The sequence below is a fragment of the Flavobacterium sp. genome (assembly GCF_031381455.1).
In the GTDB taxonomy this organism is placed as follows: Bacteria; Bacteroidota; Bacteroidia; order Flavobacteriales; family Flavobacteriaceae; genus Flavobacterium.
This window is the reverse complement of the sequence record NZ_JANMXZ010000041.1, coordinates 1-19,252: the sequence shown is the minus strand read 5'-3', so window position 1 is coordinate 19,252 and position 19,252 is coordinate 1. Positions and strand designations below refer to the sequence as shown.

Annotated in this window: 18 protein-coding genes; 7 read left to right on the top strand and 11 right to left on the bottom strand. The window is 35.8% G+C overall.

Annotated features, from left to right (window positions below; genetic code table 11):
- Window positions 1-37: 37 nt before the first annotated feature.
- Entirely contained in the window at window positions 38-1,477 is a 1,440-nt protein-coding gene (locus tag RMN97_RS09885) for a nucleoside recognition domain-containing protein (protein ID WP_309614355.1), read from the bottom strand.
- Window positions 1,478-1,689: 212 nt separating this feature from the next.
- Between RMN97_RS09885 and RMN97_RS09880 the strand changes: the two genes are divergently transcribed.
- Window positions 1,690-4,635: a S8 family serine peptidase gene (locus tag RMN97_RS09880; RefSeq protein ID WP_309614354.1), complete on the top strand. Its 2,946-nt coding sequence runs from the start codon at window positions 1,690-1,692 to the stop codon at window positions 4,633-4,635.
- A 45-nt stretch (window positions 4,636-4,680) separates the two neighbouring features.
- On the opposite strand, the gene RMN97_RS09875 is transcribed toward RMN97_RS09880, so the two are convergent.
- The gene (locus tag RMN97_RS09875) at window positions 4,681-5,394 is read right to left on the bottom strand and encodes a 3'-5' exonuclease (RefSeq protein ID WP_309614353.1); all 714 of its coding nucleotides are present in this window, start codon (window positions 5,392-5,394) and stop codon (window positions 4,681-4,683) included.
- Window positions 5,395-5,527: 133 nt separating this feature from the next.
- On the opposite strand from RMN97_RS09875, the gene RMN97_RS09870 reads away from it, so the two are divergent.
- Window positions 5,528-6,127 (top strand): hypothetical protein, encoded by a 600-nt coding sequence (locus RMN97_RS09870; RefSeq protein ID WP_309614352.1) that lies wholly within the window; start codon window positions 5,528-5,530, stop codon window positions 6,125-6,127.
- Here RMN97_RS09870 and RMN97_RS09865 read toward each other — a convergent pair.
- The 8 genes from RMN97_RS09865 to hemA all read right to left on the bottom strand — a co-directional run bounded on the left by RMN97_RS09865 (window position 6,124) and on the right by hemA (window position 13,341).
- On the bottom strand, window positions 6,124-6,594 hold the full coding sequence (locus tag RMN97_RS09865; protein WP_309614351.1) for a methylated-DNA--[protein]-cysteine S-methyltransferase: 471 nt from the start codon (window positions 6,592-6,594) through the stop codon (window positions 6,124-6,126). The genes RMN97_RS09870 and RMN97_RS09865 overlap by 4 nt on opposite strands.
- A gap of 74 nt (window positions 6,595-6,668) precedes the next feature.
- Window positions 6,669-7,064, bottom strand: a complete 396-nt coding sequence (locus tag RMN97_RS09860) for a c-type cytochrome (RefSeq protein ID WP_309614350.1) — start codon at window positions 7,062-7,064, stop codon at window positions 6,669-6,671.
- 209 nt (window positions 7,065-7,273) lie between these two features.
- Window positions 7,274-8,284, bottom strand: coding sequence for a porphobilinogen synthase (gene hemB, locus RMN97_RS09855; RefSeq protein WP_309614349.1), 1,011 nt, complete (start codon window positions 8,282-8,284; stop codon window positions 7,274-7,276).
- Window positions 8,285-8,403: 119 nt separating this feature from the next.
- On the bottom strand, window positions 8,404-9,306 hold the full coding sequence (hemF, locus tag RMN97_RS09850; RefSeq protein ID WP_309614348.1) for an oxygen-dependent coproporphyrinogen oxidase: 903 nt from the start codon (window positions 9,304-9,306) through the stop codon (window positions 8,404-8,406).
- Between the two features lie 78 nt (window positions 9,307-9,384).
- The gene (hemE, locus tag RMN97_RS09845; protein WP_309614347.1) at window positions 9,385-10,410 is read right to left on the bottom strand and encodes a uroporphyrinogen decarboxylase; all 1,026 of its coding nucleotides are present in this window, start codon (window positions 10,408-10,410) and stop codon (window positions 9,385-9,387) included.
- A gap of 42 nt (window positions 10,411-10,452) precedes the next feature.
- Window positions 10,453-11,121, bottom strand: coding sequence for a uroporphyrinogen-III synthase (locus RMN97_RS09840; RefSeq protein WP_309614346.1), 669 nt, complete (start codon window positions 11,119-11,121; stop codon window positions 10,453-10,455).
- Window positions 11,121-12,047: a hydroxymethylbilane synthase gene (hemC, locus tag RMN97_RS09835; RefSeq protein WP_309614345.1), complete on the bottom strand. Its 927-nt coding sequence runs from the start codon at window positions 12,045-12,047 to the stop codon at window positions 11,121-11,123. Before hemC ends, RMN97_RS09840 begins: the two co-directional genes overlap by 1 nt.
- Before the next feature lie 34 nt (window positions 12,048-12,081).
- Window positions 12,082-13,341, bottom strand: coding sequence for a glutamyl-tRNA reductase (hemA, locus tag RMN97_RS09830; RefSeq protein ID WP_309614344.1), 1,260 nt, complete (start codon window positions 13,339-13,341; stop codon window positions 12,082-12,084).
- Window positions 13,342-13,568: 227 nt separating this feature from the next.
- Here hemA and RMN97_RS09825 point away from each other — a divergent pair, with 227 nt between their 5' ends.
- The 5 genes from RMN97_RS09825 (at window position 13,569) to RMN97_RS09805 (ending at window position 18,607) form a co-directional block, all read left to right on the top strand.
- Window positions 13,569-14,441 (top strand): AraC family transcriptional regulator, encoded by an 873-nt coding sequence (locus tag RMN97_RS09825; protein ID WP_309614343.1) that lies wholly within the window; start codon window positions 13,569-13,571, stop codon window positions 14,439-14,441.
- 55 nt (window positions 14,442-14,496) lie between these two features.
- Entirely contained in the window at window positions 14,497-15,510 is a 1,014-nt protein-coding gene (hemH, locus tag RMN97_RS09820) for a ferrochelatase (RefSeq protein WP_309614342.1), read from the top strand.
- An 81-nt stretch (window positions 15,511-15,591) separates the two neighbouring features.
- Complete coding sequence (locus RMN97_RS09815; protein ID WP_309614341.1) at window positions 15,592-16,131, top strand: CopD family protein; 540 nt, start codon at window positions 15,592-15,594, stop codon at window positions 16,129-16,131.
- An 81-nt stretch (window positions 16,132-16,212) separates the two neighbouring features.
- A complete protein-coding gene (locus RMN97_RS09810; RefSeq protein WP_309614340.1) occupies window positions 16,213-17,682 on the top strand; it encodes an ATP-binding protein in 1,470 nt (489 codons plus the stop codon).
- A gap of 142 nt (window positions 17,683-17,824) precedes the next feature.
- Window positions 17,825-18,607, top strand: a complete 783-nt coding sequence (locus RMN97_RS09805; RefSeq protein ID WP_309614339.1) for an enoyl-CoA hydratase-related protein — start codon at window positions 17,825-17,827, stop codon at window positions 18,605-18,607.
- A gap of 65 nt (window positions 18,608-18,672) precedes the next feature.
- On the opposite strand, the gene RMN97_RS09800 is transcribed toward RMN97_RS09805, so the two are convergent.
- Window positions 18,673-19,252, bottom strand: a 580-nt coding sequence (locus tag RMN97_RS09800) for an HD domain-containing protein (protein ID WP_309614338.1), incomplete at its 5' end; no start/stop codon positions are given.

Here is a 19,252-nt window from a genome sequence, read left to right as displayed (position 1 = left end):
TACCTACAAGGTCAAAAAAAGACCTTGCAGGACAAGTTTAAAAAAACCAACTCGCCACAAAAATCGCAGTTATCACACAAATCAAATCTACCAAAAGCATCGTGCTAAGTGTGTAACGTGTATTCTTAACATTGATACTTCCAAAGTAAACCGCAATCACATAAAAGGTAGTTTCAGCACTGCATTGGAAAATACAACTCAATCTTCCTGTAAAGGAATCTGGTCCAAAGGTTCGCATCGAATCAATCATAAATCCACGTGAACCACCAGAACTAAAAGGTCGTAACATCGCAACCGGAAGCGAATCTGTAATTTGTTTGCTTACGCCAATATTTGAAAATGCAAACGAAATTCCGTTGCTTATAATTTCAAACAAACCACTATTTCTAAAAAAGGAAATCGCAACCAACATTCCCATTACATAAGGGAAAATTTTGACTCCGGTTTGCAAACCATTATTGGCTCCAGTTACGAAAGCATCAAAAATAGTAGTGTCTTTTTCAACAAACTTTTTCTCATTAATGAATGAAAAGATTAATGTAAATCCAATTATTGCAACAAGCATCAAGCCTGAAAGATTAGAAGTAAACGCATTTTTACCTATTAGATCTAATGTGTTTACATAAAACAACAATCCAGCAATAGCCGCAATTATTGTCATCAAAGCAACCACTAAAGAAGCGCTTTTAAAGTTTATTTTTTGTCGAATTCCAACAATTAAAAACGCTGCAATCGTTCCGATAAATGACGTAATAATACAAGGCAACATTACATCGGCAGGATTACTGGCATTTTCGGCAGCACGATAACCAATGATAGATGTCGGAATCAATGTTAGTCCGGCGGCATGCAAACACATAAACATAATTTGGGCATCACTTGCTTTGTCTTTTTCGGGATTGAGTTCCTGTAAACTCTGCATAGCTTTTAATCCAAAAGGTGTTGCGGCTGAATCTAATCCCAGAAAGTTAGCGGCAAAATTCAAAGTCATATACGATATTGATTCGTGGTTTTTTGGAACAGTCGGAAACACTTTTACAAAAACCGGACTTAGTTTTTTGGCTAATTTTTCCGAAGCTCCTGAGTCAATCAACAATTGCATTAAGCCGCAGAAAAATGCCAAATACGCAATCAAAGGAAGAATTAAATCTAGTAAACTGTTTTTGCATGTTGGCAACAATCCATCCGACTTTTGAATGCCTGAATAGATTTTAACAGTCTTTGCTTTATAAACATACGTTGTATCTGCATTCAGCGTATCTCTGTTGATAATCATGGTTTGTTCAGGTGCTTTTTTGATGCTGTCCATGATAAATTTTGGCAACTGTTCCACATACTTTTCGGAAATTAAAATCGGATCATCTTTTTTTCCATTGAGAACATTATCAATAGTATAGCTGCTTCCTATACACAAACTAAATATTACAAAAGCTATGGAGGAAACAAAAATAGCCAGCCAAAATCTACTTAAAACCATACGTTGTTTTTTTGTAAATATAGCATTTATCAATTTTGAATTAAAAGATTAAGTTCAAATTTTATTGCTGTATTTATAACCTATTAAACAAAAGCTAAATTTTTCTGATTATTTACCAATAAAATGCAGATATTAATTTGGTGTTTATATATTTGTCGGCTATAGTTACATAATATTTATTTTTAGTTACAAAATTTCCATTTCCATAATCTATGAAAAAGAATTATTTCTTATTGCTAGTGATTTTGTTCAGTGCATGTACGATTTTCGCACAATCATCGGAGGATATCAAAAAAATTACTGCCAAATATGATATGGCAAAGCTTAAAAATACAGAAGCTTTTTATAGAAAAAAAGAGCAAGCGGATAAGCGAAAAGCAATTGCTGTTGCTCTAACTAAAAATTGGCCACTTAGTATCAAAGATGCAGATGGAAATTTTTCTGAGTTAATGAGACTTTCTGCTGATGGTTTCCCTCTTTATTATTCTACACAGAATGTAAATGCAGCAAGAACAACCAGAGCAAATCACTTAAATTCTGGCGGTTCGTTAGGTTTAACATTAAATGGCCAAGGAATGGTTGTTAGAGAATGGGACGGCGGAAATGTTAGAACAACCCATGCTGCTTTTGGCGGAAGAGTTGCTGTAATTGACAATCCATCAAGCACAACAACTGTGGCGCATGCAACACACGTTTGCGGAACTATGATTGCTAGTGCTAGCCCAACTGCTGTAAAAGGCATGGCGTATCAAGCCAATGCCAGAACATTCGATTGGGATTCTGACGATTCAGAAGCTATTTCAGAAGCGCAACTTGGAATGCTTATCTCCAATCACTCTTATGGTGTTCCTATTACAAATGGCGGAACAACATTGCCTTCATGGTTTATAGGCTCTTATTCCTCTGAAGCTTATATTTGGGATGAACTCGCTTATAATGCTCCTTATTATTTGCCTGTAATGTCAGCCGGAAATGATGGACAGAATGAAAATAATCCAGAGCCTATTTTATTTGGGTATGACAAACTAACTTCTAATAAAACCGCCAAAAACAATTTAGTTGTAGCTAGTTGCGAAGATGTTGCTGCACTAAGCAATGGAACAGTTAACACGGCAAACATAATCATCAGCTCATTTAGTAGCCAAGGTCCAACAGATGATCTTAGAGTAAAGCCGGATATTACAGGAAACGGATCAAATTTAACCTCAACATCAAATGGAAGTAACACCGCTACTGAAATTATGTCCGGTACGTCAATGGCTTCTCCAAATATTGCGGGAACTTTAGTTTTAATACAACAACATTATAAAAATGTAACCAATAGCTTTATGCGTGCTGCTACACTAAAAGGTTTGGCTTGTCATACGGCTGATGATGCTGGAAATACAGGTCCTGATGCCAATTTTGGTTGGGGTTTATTAAATGCTAAAAAGGCAGCAGAAACTATTACTGCTAACGGATTGACTTCTTGGATTTCGGAAGAGAATTTAAACACTGGTCAAGTTTTTACAATGAATGTGAATTCAAATGGAACTACTCCTTTAATTGCTTCCATTACTTGGACAGATTTGCCTGGTCAGGTAAATAATGGCACTTTACCTGCAAACGATCCAACTCCAGCGTTAGTAAATGATTTGGATATTAAAATTACAAAAAACACGACAACCTATTTCCCTTGGAAATTAAATTCTGATCCAAGCTTACCGGCAGTAAGAACAGGAGATAATTCAGTAGATAATGTTGAGCAAGTAAAAATTGACGCTCCAACAGCAGGACAATATACCATTACGGTTACTTCTAAAGGAGCTTTAGTAACCGGAAGTCAAAAATATTCTCTAGTTATTACCGGCATAAACTCAGCTTTTGCAATTAATTCAAATTCAGATAATTTAACCGTTTGCGCTAGTCAAAATGCCGTATATACTTTTAATTATACTCAAACAGGTTCGGGAACAACAACATTTTCAGCAGTTGATTTGCCAACTGGAGCATCCGCTTCATTTTCTCCGGCATCTTTAAGTGCTAATGGAACCGTTTCTATGACAATTACTGGCCTAACAAATATTACTCCTAATGAATATTTTGTTGGAATTAAAGGAACGAGCGCGACCGAGACAGAAACTAGGTATAAATCGTTACGCGTTTTCAATGCGACTTTCCAACCAATAGCTTTACAAAGTCCAACCAATGGTCAAAACGGATTGTCAACTTCTACAAATTTAAAGTGGAATAGACAAACCAATGCCCAAATTTATAGAGTACAAGCTTCAACATCTCCAAACTTTACAACTTTTGTAATTGACGATTTTGTAACTGATACTGAATATTATCTTTCGGGACTAAGTCAAGCATCAAGATATTATTGGAGAGTAATTCCTTCTAACGATTGTGGTACCGGTTTAGCAGCTAATGCAGCTGTTTATTCGTTTGATACTGGGACATTATCTTGCGACCAAACTTTTACTGCAACTGATTTTTCAAATAATTTTATTGATACTGTACCAAACTCAGAAGCAAGTGTTCCATTAACAATTACTGGTGGATATACTATTGGCGATATTAATGTAAATATGAGCATTACTCATACTTGGATTGGAGATATAACTGTAACCCTTGAAGGTCCGGCTTCTATTGGAAGCCCTGTTTTTACTTTATTGGATATTCCTTGTGGAGATAATCAAAACATCATTTGTACAATGGATGATGATGGCGCAGTTCCGGCTTGTACTGGAATTCCAGCAGTGTCAGGGAATATTACGCCTGTCAATCCTTTAAGTGTTTTGAACACTTTGCCAGCTGATGGAGAATGGGTTTTAAGAGTTTTGGATCATAATAATGAAGATGGCGGAACTATTGATAGCTTCAGCATTAACTTATGCCGAGTTCAAGTCGCGTTAGCTGTCGTTACGAATCCAATTTTAAATAGTAGTGTTTATCCAAACCCAACTAAAGGTATTGTGAATGTTGCAATTCCGGCATTGACAGATAAAGCAACTATAAATTTATACGACTTACAAGGAAGACAAATTTTTTCAAAAGAAACCAATCAAGTCAATACTTCATTTGGAATTGAAAATCTTCAGGACGGAATTTATTTAGTTAATATCCAAAATGATTTAGGCTCAATCACTAAAAAGATAGTCTTGAGAAGAAACTAAAACTAATAAAAAGTCCTCTCGGTTCAAAAAACGAGAGGACTTTTTTTATACATGAATAACTTCATCGTCAATCAATAAATCTTCTCTTCGCATTCGGAGAAAGATTTGTGCCACAGCAATCACATCTTTTTCGCAATAAATTACAATTCTATCAATGTCTTTTTCGACGTAGTAAACATGCGCAACCTGACTTCCGTCGATATCGCCTTTTGGAGATGGGATTCCGAGAATTTTAGTCAATAGTTTTAAGGAAGTGAAATGTTTGTAATCGCCAAATTTCCATAATTCCAATGTGTCCAAATGTGGAATTTCCCATGGTTTTTTTCCAAATAAATTCAGTTTGTTCGGAATAGCAATTTGGTTAATTATCATTCGACGTGCAATAAACGGAATGTCAAATTCTTTAGCATTATGACCACACAAAACATGTTGTGCTTGGTTAAAGTGATTCTCCAATAAATTAGAAAAATCCTTTAAAATCTTTTTCTCTTCACCAAAAAAGGACGTGACCCTAAAATTTCGAATGTCACCTTTATTGACAAAATACCCAACCGAAATACAGACAATTTTTCCAAACTCAGCCCAAATTCCGGCGCGGTCATAAAAATCTTCCGGAGTAAATTCATCACGCCTTTGGTACTGTGTTTTTTGTTCCCAAAGCTGTTTCATGTCATCATCCAAAGAAAGAAAGTTTTCTTCTTCGGGAACCGTTTCAATATCGAGAAAAAGGATGTTATTGAGATTTATCTTTTCTATCATCTTAAATAAATTTAGGAATTTACCGACTTAAAATTAAGTAATGTAATTCAAATATGAAAGAAAAAGTTTAAAAAAAATATTTTTGCCCATGCAAATTATTTAAAAAACTATCTTTAATTAAAAAATGAATCCGATGAAAAAATTTCTAGCTCTCTTAACGGTTCTTATTTACTTTGCAAGTTGCGCTGATAAAGATGACGAACAAACTACTCAGGCGGTTTGTGACACTACAAATTCCGAATTCAAGCAAGTTTATACTGCCTTTTCATCGGCACCAACAGCTCACGCAGAAGTTACTATGGATACAGAAATTCATTCATACACCTTTTTTGTAAGCAGCCCAAAAACTATTTGCAGCTTCGGATATCAAAGCGCACATGCAGACCCAACAGTTCCGTATCTTATTGAAATTGTAAACAATGTAACTAGTGCAGTTGTATATAGTGGAAGCCATATTTTTTCAACTACTGCTACGAGTTATGTTTCTTTGACAACAACGGTAAACCTTCAGGCAAATATTAGTTATACTATTCGAAGAATTCAAACCAATTGGGGAACCGACATAGGAAATACGATTGGAAGGTTATCCTGGTCTTACGACAGTTCGGGTGATGTTGATTTACTACCGTTGACATCTGGTGATTTAACTATAACCAGCGCTTATTTCGACGCATTTGGTATGGGGCAGTTGTATAATATGTTACCCTATATAGACATTGTTTTTGAAAGCTAAAATAAACTTTGTTGCTTTGACGGACTTTCATGTTCTAACAACCATTTTTTGCGCCACAAACCGCCTGCATAACCTGTTAACGAACCATCGGTTCCGATTACGCGATGACACGGTACTACAATCCAAACTGGATTTTTTCCATTGGCGGAAGCTACGGCACGAATCGCTTTTACATCGCCCAATTTTTTGGATAAATCAAGATACGACATGGTTTTTCCAAAAGGAATATTTAATAATTCCTGCCAAACTCTTTGCTGAAAATCGGTGCCTTGCGGATTGAGTTTGAAATCGAAATGGTTTCGCTGACCATCAAAATATTCACGAAGTTGAGATACACATTCTTGAAGTTGGGCCGGAATTTCAGTCGTTACTGCACCTTCACTTAAAACAGAAATTTCGGAAATACCGTTTTCATCACCAACAATTTTGGCGATTCCGAGTGGCGATTCTATAAAGGAAATTTCCATTGGATAAAGTTAGTGATTTAACCACAAATCCCGACACTTCGGGACACTAAGATGGCACGAAGTTCACTAAGAAATTATTTCGAAAAATTAAGAATGTAATCTTCTAAGGCTTTCAATTGGTCGTCGCTCATGCTTTTGGTAATGGCGAAATTGGTTTTCATAATGTCGTACTGACTTGGGTCAATTATTGGTTCACTTTCCTCTTTTAAGAATAGAACAATGCTTGCATTTTTCTCCTTGTAGACTTTTGCAATGTCTTGCAAACTGGGTCCGATTATTTTCTGGTCGGGTTTATGACAAGCGATACAATTTCCTTCGCCTTCAAAAAGTTCTTGGCCTAAAATTTTGGTTGCAGTTTCGTCAACTGAAGTTGCTGTTTTCTCTTCTTTATTTTGACAAGACACGAGCGTTAGCGAACTGGCGAAGCAGATTAAAAAAAGGAATGAAACTATAAATAAAAGATTTTTCATGGTTTACAAAAATTCAATACGTTTTTCAATTAGCCCTGATTGAAGTGGCATCTTTTATACCTGACAGGTTTTAAAAACCTGTCAGGTATAAAAATATAACGGAAAGCAGGAACATGGAACACTGATAAAGCCCAAGCCCTTCGCTCCTAAAAATTACCGCAGATTCGCAGATTAAAATAAAATGATTAATCTGCGAATCTGCGGTTTATTTATTTGTTTAATAAAACAGCTGCTTCCTTCGCAAAATAAGTCGAAATTAAACTTGCTCCTGCTCTTTTGATGCACATCAATTGTTCCATCATGATTTTGTCGTGGTCAAGCCATCCTCTTTCTGAAGCTGCCTTAATCATAGCATATTCGCCCGAAACATGAAAAACCGTTACCGGAACATTGACAGCATTTTTGACTTCGCGAACGATGTCTAAATACGCAATTCCTGGTTTTACCATTACCATATCGGCGCCTTCTTCTACATCCATAAGTGCTTCTTTGATGGCTTCGATGCGGTTGGCATAATCCATTTGGTAGGTTTTTTTGTCTTTAGGTACTTCGACAGGCTCAGTATTAGATTTATTGTCTTTCGGTGCGCTATCCAAAGCATCTCGAAACGGGCCATAAAAAGCTGAGGCATATTTAGCCGAATAACTCATGATGCCAACATTTGAAAATCCGGCTGCATCTAATCCTTGACGTAATCGTAAAACTCTTCCGTCCATCATGTCGCTTGGTGCGACAAAATCGGCTCCGGCTTGGGCATGAGAAACTGCCATTTTTACTAAACCTTCATTCGTTGCATCGTTGGCGATATCTCCATTTTCTATAATTCCATCGTGACCGTAAATCGAGTATGGATCTAACGCAACATCAGGCATTACAATCATTTCAGGGCAAGCTTTTTTGATTGCTTTAATCGCATTTTGCATCAATCCGTTTGGATTCCATGCTTCTTCTCCTGTGTTGTCTTTTAGAGATTCATCAATCTTTACATAGATATTTACGGCGCGGATTCCGAGAGCAAATACTTCTTTGACCTCTTCCACTGTTAAATCGATAGAACGACGGTAAATGCCAACCATAGATGGAATTTCTACTTTTACGTTTTCGCCTTCTGTGATAAACATTGGGAACATAAAATCGCTTGGACTTAATGTGGTTTCGCGAACTAAGGAACGAATGCTTTCGTTTACTCGTAATCTTCTGCCTCTTTGTAGTGGGAACATATTCTTTTATTTTTTCTCGCAAAGACGCAAAGGCGTAGAGCGAAGTTATTTATGCTTTTTTTTAACCATTAAGGTATTAAGATTTTGACTTAATTTTTCTTAATTTCTTAATGTTTTAATTATATCCAATTTATGGGATTTTCTAATACTTTAATTAATTTTTCTTCTTCACTTCCAACTTCTGGATGATGGTCATAAATCCACTGAACGTGCGGTGGTAAACTCATCAAAATCGATTCTATTCTGCCGTTGGTTTTGAGTCCAAATAAAGTTCCTTTATCGTGAACCAAATTGAATTCGACATAACGCCCACGACGGATTTCCTGCCAGGTTTTTTGTTCCGCTGAATACTGTAATTCTTTTCTTTTTTCAACAATTGGGACATAGGCTTCAAGGAAACTATTACCAACTTCTGAAACAAAGTTAAACCAATCTTCCATTTTCATTTCTTCAGTGGCTTTGCAGTAATCGAAAAATAATCCGCCTATTCCACGTGCTTCATTTCGGTGAGCATTCCAGAAATAATCGTCACATTGTTTTTTATATTTTGGATAAAACTCAAGATTATGGTTGTCGCATGCTGTTTTACAGGTTTGATGAAAATGTTTTGCATCTTCTTCAAACAAATAATAAGGCGTTAAATCTTGTCCGCCACCGAACCATTGTTCAATAACATTTCCTTTAGTATCATACATTTCAAAATAACGCCAATTTGCATGAACCGTTGGCACCATGGGGCTTTTTGGATGAATTACCAGACTTAATCCGCAGGCAAAAAAATCGGCTTCACCAACGCCAAACATTTTTTGCATGGCATCGGGTAATTTACCGTGTACTGCAGAGACATTTACACCGCCTTTTTCAAAAGCGTTCCCATTTTCAATAACACGTGTTTTTCCGCCGCCGCCTTCTGGTCGTTCCCAAATGTCTTCACGGAATTTGGCGACACCATCAACCGCTTCAAGTCCAGAAGTGATTTGGTTTTGGAGTTGTAATATGTACTGGTAAAACTTGTCTTTCATTTTTAAGGTTCTAAGTTCCTAAGGTTCAGAGGTTCTGAGTTTTTTACTAAGCTGCTCAGGCACTAAGCTGCTCAGCAACTATAGTTTATACTCTTTCACGGCTTCAATAAAAGCCTTAGCGTGATCTACCGGAATGTTTGGTAAAATTCCGTGGCCAAGGTTTACGATATAATTATCTTTTCCAAATTCGTTTATCATTTCATGTACCATTTTTTTGATGGTTGGAATAGGGGAAAGCAAACGGCTTGGATCAAAATTTCCTTGTAGGGTGATTTTTCCGCCAGATAAATAACGAGCATTTCTTGCAGAACACGTCCAGTCAACTCCGAGTGCTGATGCTTTTGATTTTGCCATATCATTCAAAGCAAACCAACAACCTTTTCCGAAAACAATAACTTTTGTATCTTCTGCTAAAGCTTCAACTATTTGGTTGATGTATGGCCATGAGAATTCGTTGTAATCAACTGGCGATAACATTCCGCCCCACGAATCAAAAATCTGAATCGCGTTGCATCCTGCTTTTACTTTTTCTTTTAAATATAAAATAGTAGTATCGGTGATTTTTTGTAATAAAGTATGCGCGGCAACCGGATTTGAAAAGCAAAATCCTTTAGCCGTATCAAAACTTTTTGAGCCTTTCCCTTCCACAGCATAACAGAAAATTGTCCATGGTGAACCTGCGAAACCAATAAGTGGAACCTCATCGTTTAACATTTCTTTAGTTAGTTTTATGGCGTCAAAAACGTAACCTAATGTATCATGAACATCGGGTACAAAGGTTTTGTTTACGTCTTCCATGGTTCGAATTGGATTGGGAATAATTGGTCCCAAATTGTCTTTCAGCTCAACGTGTATTCCCATCGCGCGTGGCACAACCAAAATATCCGAAAACAAAATAGCCGCATCAGGTTTTACAATTCGGATTGGTTGCACGGTGATTTCAGCTGCTAATTCTGGGGTTTCACAACGTGTGAAGAAATCGTATTTGTCGCGCAAAGCACGGAATTCCGGTAAATATCTTCCGGCCTGACGCATCATCCAAACAGGTGGACGTTCAACGGTTTCGTTATTTAAGGCTCTTAAAAAAAGGTCGTTTTTAATCATATTTTATAGTTGCAAAGTGCCTGAGTGACTAAGTTGCTGAGTTTAGTTTTTATAATTTTCTATACATTTCATTACCACACTTTCCATTGTTGGCTGGTTGGCAATGATTCTGTTTGGTGTTACATATTTTAGTGCTTCGGCTGTTGTGTTGCCAATACAAAAGCAATTTTCATTTTCAATTTTATTTTCGTGCAGATAACTTTCTACCGCAGATGGACTAAAAAATAGTATTCCATTTGGTATGAAAGGGATTTCATATGTTGTTAAAATCGTTTCATACACTTCAATCTCATCTAACGTAATTTGAACTAATCGCAACGCATCGGGCAAAACATCTCTACGGATATTTCCACAAAAAAAGGTGAAGCTGTTTTTCGAATATTGGTTACAAATAAGTGACCCTAATTCGGCAGCATAATCAGAATCTGCTATAACTTCAAAATCATTTTCTTCCAACAGTGTTTTGGTTTTTTCACCAACACAAAAACATTTTCTACTTTTTATTTCAATTAACTTTTTATTTCTAAGAACACTCTCGACCGCATTTTGACTTGTAAAAATCAGATAGTCGTTTATTGTTTCAATCTCAAAATCCTTGTTTTGAATACGGATAAAATCTTCATCAAATACTGAAAAACCCGCACTCAACAGTTGCTGCTTTTGTCTTTCTGAAAGCTTCTTTGTTGATACTATGCGAATTTGATTTTGCATTACTTTTTCAGTTCGTTTTTGATTTTTGTCATCAATTCTGCTCCTCCATTTTCTAAAATTTCCTGAGCGGAATTAAATCCTAATTTCTTCCACTCCGAAATGTCGACCGCTTTTTCGATTTCCAGTTTTTGTTTCCCATCAATGGATAACAAAACCCCTTTGAAATCTATAGTATCGTCATATTCGTTATATTTTGCCAAAGCTCCAATTGGTGCTGTACAACCTCCTTCGAGTGTTCTCAAAAATTGACGCTCAATATAAGTGCAGATTTCGGTTTCAATATCGTTGAGTTGTGAAAGGGCATCAATAGTAAACGTGTCGTTTTCCATAGCTAACACAACCATCGCTCCTTGTGCCGGCGCCGGAATCATCCAATCCAAATTGATAAAACTATCCGGTTTTAGATTAATTCGTTCCAAACCTGCAGCAGCAAAAACAGCTCCGTTCCAATCGTTATCTTTTAGTTTTTGCATTCTGGTATTTACGTTTCCGCGTAAATCGACAACGGTATGATTTGGGTATTTGTTCCACCATTGCGCTTGACGACGTAAGCTTCCTGTGGCAATTGTTCCTTCTTTATCAAGAAAATCCAAATTGCCTTTGTGTACCAAAATATCTAATACATTTGCTCGTTCTAAAACTGCAGCTTGAACGATTCCTTTTGGCAAAGCCGTTGGAACATCTTTCATCGAATGCACCGCAATATCGACTTGCCCATTTATCATGGCAATGTCTAAAGTTTTGGTAAAAATTCCTGTGATTCCGAGTTCGTAAAGTGGTTTATCAAGAATGATGTCACCATCTGATTTAACGGCAATAATATCTGTTTTATAGCCTAAATCTTGGAGTTGCTTTTGAACTGTGTTGGCTTGCCAAAGTGCTAGTTGGCTGTCACGAGTTCCTATACGAATGGTTTTTTGGGTCACTTTGTTTTAGTTTTTCTAGTAAAAAGTAACTTTTTTAAAAGAATGATTTCTCTTGTTCTAATTGAAATACTTTTTCAATCCACTCAATTCCTTCATCCATTGAATCGCCATCTTTAAGATGATTTACAAAATGATTTGTTATTTTTTGGATGATTCTATTGCTGATTAATTCGGCTTGTTCTTCGTCAAAATTGGAATTCTTTTTACGTTGCGTATTCAACTCGCTTTCTTTAATGGCATTTAATTTTTCCTTTAACGCCTGAATTGTTGGAGCAAACTTTCTGTTTTTTGTCCAAGCTGTAAATTCTTCTTTGATTTCTTCAATAATAGCCTCAGCTTGAGGAATATATTGCTTGCGATTTTCTAATGTTTCATCCGTAATTTGAGAAAGATGATCCAAGTGAATCAACGTAACGCCTTCGATATCCTGAACATTTTCATTTACGTTTTTCGGAATCGATAAATCTAAAATCAACAAAGGTTTTTTAAGATTCAATATGGCTTTGTCAATTGTTGGATTTTGTGCTCCAGTTGCCACAACAACAACATCTGCTCTTTGCAATTCTAGTTGTAAATCGGAGTAGTCTTTTACAATTAAATCTAATTTTTGAGCTAATTTTTCGGCTTTGTCTTTGGTTCTGTTAATTAACGTGATTTGATCGTGTTTGGTATGTTTTACCAAATTTTCACAAGTGTTTCTTCCTATTTTTCCAGTTCCAAAAAGCAGTATATTTTTATTTGAAATGTCTTCAACGTTTCTAATTATATATTGTACCGATGCAAATGAAACCGACGTTGCTCCAGAAGAAATTTCAGTATCTGTTTTTATTTTTTTGCTGGCTTGGATAACGGAATTCACTAATCTTTCCATAAACGAATTCGCTAATCCGTTTGATTTACTTTGAATAAAAGCTATTTTTAATTGACTGATAATTTCGAAATCTCCAAGAATTTGGCTATCCAAACCAGTTCCAACACGGAACATATGACTAACAGCATCTTGATTTTTGTATATGTAAGCGACTTCCTGAAATTCTTCAACAGTTCCTTGACTGTTTTCGCAAAGTAATTTAATTAACTCATATGGATGATTGGCAAAACCGTAAATTTCGGTTCTATTGCAAGTTGAAGTAACAATTAGCGATTCAATTCCTTCGGCTTCGGCTTGCATCAACAAGGTCGATTTAGCATTGGCATCCAAACTAAATTTGCCTCTAATTGCAGCATCTGCTTTTTTGTAACTCAATCCGATGGCGTAAAAAGAAGTGTGCTTCGTCATATTAAAATTTTCCATATTTACTTTCCTTAAAAAGTTCAACAAAATTATTATTAACTAATTTATAAAAGTAACGCTGTAAGGACTTTTTGTATCGCTGTGAGATATTTTGTTTGTTAAATATCTTTTTAGCGTTATTTATTATAAATTTGTACTGAAATCAAGTGCTCACAATTTCTTTATGTAGATTGATTCTAAATAATAATTTAGCTTGACTTCGAAACTATATACGAAAAAATATCGCTATGGGTTCTCAAGAGATAATAACAATTGAAAATGATTTCACCCTAATTCGTTTTCAAAGTGATGAAAATGAAAATTTTCACGTGAAAAAGCCTATCAATCAAGGGCTAATACAATTTCATTTTGGGATTAAAGGCAAAGCGAAATTTGTTTTTAATGAAGGAACTTATGCCCTAGAATTGAAGGAAGAAAAGTCGCTTCTATTCTACAACCCACAAAAAGAATTGCCATTAAATTTAGAATTAGCGCCAAATTCTTGGGTAATTTCGGTTATAATTTCCATTCAAAAGTTTCACGGGTTGTTTTCAAACGATGCCAAACATATTCCGTTTTTGAGCGATGAAAATAAGGATAGGAAATACTATAAAGAGGACGATATAAGTCCGTCAATGGCAATTGTACTAAGCCAATTGTTTCATTACAATTTAAATCCACAGATAAAAAACCTATATTATAAAGGAAAAGGATACGAATTATTGAGTTTGTATTTCAATCGTTCCGAAGATCCAAATGCCGAACAATGCCCGTTTTTAGTTGATGAAGAAAATGTATTAAAAATCAGAAAAGCAAAAGAAATTATTATTGCCAATATGGCTGAACCACCAGGTTTGGAAGAACTGGCAGATAAAGTTGGTTTGAGTCTGAAAAAACTAAAAATGGGTTTCAAACAGATTTATGGCGATACGGTTTATGGCTATTTATTCGATCACAAAATGGATTATGCGAGACAATTATTGGATTCTGGTTCTTATAACGTAAATGAAGTTGGACTAAAAATTGGTTACAGCACCGGAAGTCATTTTATTGCAGCTTTCAAGAAAAAATTTGCCACAACACCCAAGAAATATTTAATGTCATTAAACCAAAATACCTAACCAAACCGATTTCGTATATCAAATATTATTAAAAAATTAAATTTACAATTGCCAAATGAAAGGAGTATTATTAGTCAATTTGGGCTCGCCAGAGAGTCCAACGCCAAAGGATGTAAAGCCTTATTTAGATGAATTTTTAATGGATAAATACGTAATAGACGTGCCTTTTTTACTGCGTGCTTTATTAGTTCGTGGTATTATTTTACAAACCAGACCAAAAAAATCAGCTGAAGCTTATGCTAGAATTTGGACCAATGAAGGTTCGCCTTTGATTGTTATTTCCAAAAGAATGCATAAAAAAGTTCAAAGTTTGGTTAATATCCCAGTTGCTTTGGCAATGCGTTATGGAACGATTACCATCATGAAAGGATTACAAGAATTACACGACAAAGGCGTCAATGAAGTTATGCTTTTCCCTTTGTATCCGCAACATGCCATGGCATCTACAACAACCATTGTGGTATTGGCAGAAGAATTGCGTGCAAAACACTTTCCTGAGATGAAATTCAAGAATGTTCCAGGATTTTATAATAAACAGGATTACATTCAGGCATTAGCCAATTCTATTAAAAAGAATTTAGACACTTTCGAATATGATCACTTGTTGTTTTCGTATCACGGAATACCGAAGCGACATATTCGTAAAACGGATATTACAAAATCACATTGCAAAATTGATGGTTCTTGTTGCAACACGCCGTCGCCAGCGCATGAATTTTGTTATCGCCATCAATGTTATGAAACCACGAGACAAGTGGTAAAATTATTAGGGATTCCAGAAGGAAAATACAGTCAAACCTTCCAATCTCGATTAGCTGGCGATAAATGGTTAACGCCATATACCGACGTTGAAGTCAATAAAATGCCCGAAAAAGGAATTAAAAAATTAGCCGTGGTCACACCTGCTTTTGTTTCAGATTGTTTGGAAACGTTAGAAGAAATTGCCATGGAAGCAAATCACGAATTTAAAGTGCATGGCGGCGAAGAATTTATGGCTATTCCGTGTATGAACGATGGTGATGAGTGGTGCGGTGTGGTTGCAAATTGGATTACTGATTGGTCAAAATAATATTGAAAAACAGTACTTTTACCGCAGATTCGCAGGTTATAAACAATTAAATCTGCGAATCTGCGGTTTATTAACTCATTTATGGAATACTACAACTACATAAAATCACTCCACCTCATCTTTGTCATCACTTGGTTTGCGGGTTTGTTTTACATTGTTCGCTTATTTGTATATCAAATTGAAGCCAACGACAAACCTTCGCCAGAGAAAGAAATTTTGCAAAAGCAATACAAAATCATGACGTATCGTTTGTGGTATATCATCACCTGGCCAAGTGCTTTTTTGGCTGTGTTTTTTGCGCTTTGGTTGTTAGTAATAATGCCGGTTTGGATACAAATGCCATGGATGCAAGTCAAATTGGGATTTGTGGTTTTACTGATTGCCTACCAAATAAAATGTCATTTAATTTATAAAGAATTACAAAACGATATTTTCAATTACTCTTCCAATTTCATGCGATTGTGGAATGAAGGCGCAACGATTATTCTGTTTGCCGTTGTTTTTTTAGTAATTTTAAAAAATGCTTTTAACTGGATTTACGGCGTAATCGGAATTGTTTTGTTTTCGGTTTTGATAATGCTTGGATTTAAGTTTTATAAAAGAATTCGAGAAAAGAAATAGTGGTCAGTAATCAGATTTTAGTGGTCAGTTTTATCCTGAATTCTAAAAGTACTGAACACTGAACACTGAACACTGAACACTATGCTCAACGGCTTCAAAATGTCAATGCTATCACTTCGAATTAGGATTTTCCTATCGATGATTATATTGATATTAATTGCTTCCATTTTGATGGCTTCCATTTCGATTATTCAGTTTAAAAACGAAGCCAAAGATTACCATCAAAAACGTTTAGACCAAAAAGAATTTGCCATAAAAGAACATATCAATTATGTGCTTGCGAATACCACTTATCCGCTTACAGAGAAAAATCTACCACTAATTTTTAAGGATAAAATCCACGAACTGGCTGATATTCATAACCTTGAAATCAATATTTATGGTTTAAATGGGAAATTGCTAAAATCTTCCAAAGCTTCCTTTTCTGTTGATAAAGTGGCGCCGCCAATTCCGAATTATGTACTCAAACTCGTTCAGTCATCGGTAGAGAAAAGATACGTTGACATCAAAAGTGTAAATGGTCTCAAAAATCGCTCATCATATAGCCAGATTAAAGATGACAAGTTCAAACCATTAGGAATTTTGAATATTCCATATGTTGAAGATGATGGTTTTTACGAAACGGAATTGCAACAATTTTTACTGCGTTTGAGTCAGGTTTATTCTTTTATGTTAATTATCGCATTTGCTTTAGCGTATTTCCTTGCGAGTTATATTACCAAGTCGTTAAAGACTATTTCGGATAAAATCAATGAAACAAGCCTGAACCAAAAGAACGAGAAAATCGTTATTGAAGCCAACAGCAGAGAGATCAATTCATTGATAAACGCCTATAATCAAATGGTGGATAAATTGGAAGATAGTGCCACGATGCTTGCCCAAAGCGAACGGGAACAAGCTTGGCGCGAAATGGCGAAACAAGTAGCGCACGAAATCAAAAATCCGTTGACACCAATGCGATTAACCGTGCAAAGTTTCCAGCGAAAATTTGATGCCAATGATCCCGAACTAAAACAAAAACTCAACGATTATTCCAAAACATTGATTCAGCAAATTGATACGATGAGCGCTGTGGCTTCGGCGTTTTCAAACTTTGCTTCGATGCCGGCACAGCAAAATGAAACGCTAAATGTGGTTCAGGTTGTGGAATTAGCTTTGGATATTTTCAACGAAGATTTTATTGTTTTTAAAAGCAATAAAGAATATGTAATTTCGAAATTAGACAGAACGCAATTGATTCGGATTATAACCAATTTGGTTAAAAATGCCATTCAATCCATTCCGGATGAACAGGAAGAAAAGAAAATTATGGTATCGGTTAACGAAGTAGAAAACGATGTTATCATCACCGTTGAAGATAACGGAATTGGGATTGAATCAGACAATATTGAACATGTCTTTGAACCTAAATTTACAACAAAAACCAGCGGAATGGGATTAGGTTTAGGAATTATAAAAAACATTATAGAAAATTACAAAGGAACTATTACATTTGAAACAGAACTCGGCAAAGGAACAACGTTTTTTGTTTCGCTGCCCATTGTTAAATAAAAAGTTAACCGCAGATTCGCAGATTTTAAAAAAGGATAGTTAATTAAAATAATTTGAACTTAAATTCTTTCATGACTATTAAAATTAAAATAAATAATCTGTGAATCTGCGGTAAAATTATAAAACTAATAAACTACAAACTATGAACTTCGAAAACATACTCGTTGCTGTAGAAAACGGCATAGGACAAATCACCATCAATCGCCCTTCAAAATTAAATGCACTCAATGTAGCGACAATTAAGGAATTACATGATGCTTTTGAAAGTCTGGAAAACAATGCAGCTGTTAGAGTTATCATCATTACCGGCGAAGGTGAAAAAGCTTTTGTAGCCGGTGCTGATATTTCTGAATTTGCTAATTTTTCTATTGAAGAAGGTGCGCAATTAGCAGCTCAAGGACAAGAACTGCTTTTTGATTTTATTGAAAATTTAAAAAAACCAACTATTGCTGCCATTAATGGTTTTGCACTTGGTGGTGGATTAGAATTAGCAATGGCATGTCATTTCAGAATTGCTTCTGACAATGCCAAAATGGGTTTGCCGGAAGTTTCTCTTGGCGTAATTCCGGGTTACGGCGGAACGCAACGTTTGCCACAATTAATCGGAAAAGGTCGCGCCATGGAAATGATAATGACTGCCGGAATGGTTTCTGCTGAAGAGGCGCATCGTGTCGGTTTGGTTAACCATGTTGTGCCACAAGCTGAGCTTTTAGATTTTACAAAAGGCATCGCAACCCGAATTATGAGAAATTCTCCTTTCGCTATTGGCAGAGCCATAAAATGTGTCAATGCTAACTTCAAAGAAGGCATAAATGGTTATGATACTGAAATCAGAAACTTTGGAAAATGTTTTGGCACTGAAGATTTTAAGGAAGGAACAACTGCGTTTATAGAAAAGAGGAAAGCTGAGTTTTCTGGAAAATAGTTAGTCCACAGTCTCAGTCGTCAGTCTCAGAAGTATAGTTGTAAACTGAGACTGTAAACTGTAAACTACTTCTCGCCTTCCCATTCGGCATAAAACTGCGAAAGAAAGTTTTCCATGTATTTGTGACGTTCTAATGCAATTTTTTTACCCGTTACGGTGTTCATTTTGTCTTTTAACAAAAGTAACTTTTCGTAGAAATGATTGAGCGTTGGTGCTTCCGAATTTTTATATTCTTCTTTAGTCATATTTAAATTAGGAGCAATCTCAGGATTATATAAAGCTCTATTTTTAAATCCACCATAATTAAATGTTCTTGCTATACCAATGGCTCCAATAGCGTCTAATCGATCCGCGTCTTGCACGATTGCCAATTCTTTGGAGTGGCATTGCTTTTCAAAGTTTCCTCCTTTAAAAGAGATGTTTTCTATGATGTTAATCACATGTTGTATCGTGGCTTCATCTACCTTTTCATTTTCTAAAAAAGCTCTGGCAGTTTGTGGACCAATGGTTTCATCGCCATCATGAAATTTACTATCGGCAATATCGTGAAGTAAAGCACCCAATTGTACAACCGTCAAATCACAATCTTCCTCACGAGCAATTAAAAGCGCATTTTTATAAACGCGTTCCATATGAAACCAATCG